Here is a 396-nt window from a genome sequence, read left to right on the forward strand (position 1 = left end):
GTTCATCCCTGTTTTTATTGCGGGATGATGACAAGAGCGATGGAATAAAGCTCTTTTCAAGCGGGTTGACCGAGGCCCAGCAGCAATTCTATGTGCAACGCGAATTCAACTTCGAAGTGCGACACTCGCCTATGCCGCCTGACGGTACTCTTCGAATACCTTGACAGGCTGCCTGAATCCGAGACATTTCCGAGGTCGTAGGTTGAGCCACTGCTCCGCTCTCCTGTCATCCTCGTCCGTGACCTCTCTCAGGTCTGTTCCCTTTGGGATAAACTGCCTCAACAGCCCATTGCTGTTCTCGTTCAGACCGCGCTCCCACGAAGAGTAAGGGTGCGCAAAGTAAGTCTCGGCACCCAGCGCTTCCTCTATCGCCTTGTGTTCGGCAAACTCGCCGCC

General features: G+C 54.3%; 1 protein-coding gene. It reads right to left on the reverse strand.

The window, feature by feature from the left end:
- Positions 1 to 129: 129 nt before the first annotated feature.
- Positions 130 to 396 (reverse strand): IS30 family transposase (locus B4920_RS25930; protein WP_139379649.1); only part of this gene is annotated, 267 nt, incomplete at its 5' end.

Source organism: Zoogloea sp. LCSB751, from assembly GCF_002028455.1.
Classification (GTDB): domain Bacteria; phylum Pseudomonadota; class Gammaproteobacteria; order Burkholderiales; family Rhodocyclaceae; genus Zoogloea.